Annotated in this window: 2 protein-coding genes and 1 pseudogene; all 3 read left to right on the forward strand. The window is 60.9% G+C overall.

Annotation, left to right across the window (positions count from 1 at the left end; all coding sequences use genetic code 11):
- The first annotated feature begins 125 nt into the window (after positions 1 to 125).
- The gene (locus MF270_RS27975; RefSeq protein ID WP_272490909.1) at positions 126 to 2,453 is read left to right on the forward strand and encodes a heavy metal translocating P-type ATPase; all 2,328 of its coding nucleotides are present in this window, start codon (positions 126 to 128) and stop codon (positions 2,451 to 2,453) included.
- Positions 2,454 to 2,462: 9 nt separating this feature from the next.
- Positions 2,463 to 2,852 (forward strand): Cu(I)-responsive transcriptional regulator, encoded by a 390-nt coding sequence (gene cueR, locus MF270_RS27980; protein WP_009824489.1) that lies wholly within the window; start codon positions 2,463 to 2,465, stop codon positions 2,850 to 2,852.
- A 120-nt stretch (positions 2,853 to 2,972) separates the two neighbouring features.
- Positions 2,973 to 3,302 (forward strand): annotated as a pseudogene (locus tag MF270_RS27985) (hypothetical protein); the annotation flags it as partial.

Here is a 3,302-nt window from a genome sequence, read left to right on the forward strand (position 1 = left end):
TCGACGACTTCGTCGATGACACAGATCTCGTCGCCCGCATCAAGGCCAAATCACCGCGGTAGCAACCGGCCGGTTACCAGTTTCAGACGGATGATGCAGCCACGACGGGCGCAGCGGTTGCGGCACTGTCGCAGGCCGGCTACCCGGCAAGCACGGCGCGCGTCACGCTGAACGTAGACGCCATGTCCTGCGCGTCCTGTGTCGGTCGGGTTGAACAGGCGCTTGTACGGACACCCGGCCTATTGAATGCGGCGGTCAATCTAGCAACCGAAACGGCTGTGGTAGAGTATCTTTCAGATGCCATCACCCCGGAAGAGATTGCCCGGATCAGTACGGAGGCGGGATACCCGGCCGAGATTGCGCAGAGCGATGCGCACGAGGACCGATCGGACCGCAAGGCAGAAGAAGCCGACGCGCTGGCGCGCCGTGTCATCCTTGCCGCGATCCTGACCGTTCCGGTGTTCGTTCTGGAAATGGGAAAACACACCATACCCGGCTTTGAGGGCCTGATTGAGAGCACAATCGGCATTCAAACGTCGTGGCTGATCCAATTCGCGCTTGCCACGGTGGTTCTGTTCGGACCGGGTTGGAGGTTCTTTGCGAAGGGCATTCCGGCGTTGATCAAGCGTGCTCCGGATATGAACAGCCTTGTCGCGCTGGGAACCGGGGCGGCGTGGACTTATTCCGTAGTCGCGACCTTCCTGCCACAGGTGCTGCCTGACGGTGTGCGCGCCGTCTATTTCGAAGCAGCGGCGGTTATTGTCGTTCTGATCTTGTTGGGTCGCTGGCTTGAAGCGCGGGCCAAGGGCAAGACCGGTGCAGCCATTCAGGCCCTTCTTGGTCTGCAGGCAAAGACAGCCAGGGTCCTGCGCGAGGGGCAGGCGACCGAGGTTGACATCAAGGAACTTCGGATCGGCGATCAGATCCTCGTGCGTCCCGGTGAAAGGCTGCCTGTCGATGGCGAGGTCACAGAAGGATCAAGCAACGTCGATGAAAGCATGATCACCGGTGAACCCCTCGCCGTGCCAAAGGCTGCTGGCGAACCGGTGACCGGCGGCACGGTGAACGGCACCGGGAGCCTGACCATAACGGCGACGCGGGTCGGGGCGGATACCACGCTGGCGCAGATTATCCGCATGGTCGAAGATGCTCAGGGGGCCAAGCTGCCGATCCAAGGCCTAGTGGATCGCGTGACCATGTGGTTCGTGCCTGCCGTTCTGGTTCTGGCGCTTGCGACTGTGGTTGTCTGGCTGCTGGTCGGTCCCGATCCGGCTCTGACCTTTGCGCTTGTGGCGGGTGTCTCCGTTCTGATCATTGCGTGCCCCTGCGCCATGGGGTTGGCCACGCCCACCTCGATCATGGTGGGGACAGGACGCGCTGCCGAGATGGGGGTGTTCTTCCGCAAGGGAGATGCGCTGCAACATCTGGACGACGTCGGCCTCGTTGCGCTCGACAAGACCGGGACGGTCACCCAAGGGCAACCCAGTTTGACAGACCTCATCACGGCCGACGGCTTTGACCGGGCAGAGATACTCGCCCTCATCGCATCTGTCGAGGCGCAGTCTGAGCACCCGGTGGCAGAGGCCATCGTGCAGTCCGCAAAGAGCGAAGGCCTGTCCTGGCCCGATGCGACGGAATTCCGGTCCGTGACCGGCTACGGTGTCGAGGCGCTTGTCCAGGGCCGCAAGGTTCATGTCGGTGCGGATCGCTTCATGGTGCAGCAGGGCATTGACACCAGCCCGCTGGAAGACCGCGAAAGGGCGTTGGCCGAAAAGGGACGCACCGCGCTTTATGCTGCGGTGGATGGAACCCTGGCGGCTGTGATTGCCGTGGCAGACCCGGTCAAATCCTCCAGCGCCGAAGTGATCGCAGCTCTGCATGATCGAGGGATCAAGGTCGCGATGATCACCGGAGACAAGAAGGCCACGGCAGATGCCATAGCCCGCGAGGTCGGGATCGACCACGTCATTGCAGGGGTATTACCGGATGGAAAAGTCGCCGCCCTGGACGAATTGCGGCAAGGGAACAGCAAGATCGCCTTTGTCGGGGACGGCATCAACGACGCGCCAGCACTGGCCCATGCCGATGTCGGCATCGCCATCGGAACCGGCACGGATGTCGCAATCGAAAGCGCCGACGTGGTGCTGATGTCGGGGGATCTGCGCGGCGTGGTGAATGCAATAGACGTGTCGCGCAAGACCATGCGCAACATCCGGCAGAACCTCATCTGGGCCTTTGGCTATAACGTCGCGCTGATCCCTGTGGCGGCGGGCGCGCTTTATCCAGCCTTTGGATTGCTCCTGTCGCCGGTGTTTGCCGCCGGGGCCATGGCGCTGTCCTCCGTGTCGGTTCTGACCAACGCGCTGCGGCTGCGACGGATCAAGGCGACGATGTCGGAACAGGATCCGCCCCACGACGCGGCGACGAAATTCGCAACGCAGCCCGCAGAATAGGAGACAGGTGTGAACATCGGAGAAGTATCAGAACGCGCGGGTTTGCCAGCGAAGACAATCCGCTACTACGAAGACATCGGCCTTGTCCGGCCTTTGCGCAGCGATAACGGATATCGCGCCTTTCGCGACAGCGACATCCACAAGCTCGCATTCCTGGGCCGCGCCCGGACCTTGGGGTTCTCGATAGAAGACTGCCGCACGCTGCTTGATCTCTATGAGGATGAGACACGGGAAAGCGCACAAGTAAAAGCGGTCGCACAAGAACACCTGGCGGCCATTGACGAAAAGATTGCCCAGCTCAGGTCGATGCACGATACGCTGTCACACCTCGTTGACGCCTGCCATGGCGATCACCGCCCGGATTGTCCGATTCTGAAAGATCTGGCCAAAGAGCCGTAGCGCATGATGCTTGGGGCCGACATTCTTCGGATTTTCGCACCGTAGCGTTGGAGTTTGTTGGAGCCCTCCCCCGCTGGAATGTTGTTTCTTCAGCAATTCAAGCCAAGGTGGAGGGATCAAATGTCTGAAGATACGACCGGGAAATCTAGCGGCGGGTCCCACGCCCGTTCAAGTGAAGATGCAGCACATTCGGGGGGCCATTCAGGTTCATCCTATGGCCGGTTTCTGGCGATGGTTGGCACGTCGACAGCGATCATGTTCGGCCTGATGTACATCAACTCGTACTCCTTCGAACATGTCTACTGGAGCGAAACCCGATTTTACATGACGTTCATCATGGGCGCGACGATTGCGACCGTGATGCTCCTTTTCAGTAAGCGCTGTCTGCGCCCCACGCGGGATCAGCTTGCCGGGTTGAAGTTCCAGGGCAGGAGCTCGTCGATCCTGCTG

The sequence above is a fragment of the Mesobacterium pallidum genome, from assembly GCF_019966535.1.
In the GTDB taxonomy this organism is placed as follows: domain Bacteria; phylum Pseudomonadota; class Alphaproteobacteria; order Rhodobacterales; family Rhodobacteraceae; genus Mesobacterium; species Mesobacterium pallidum.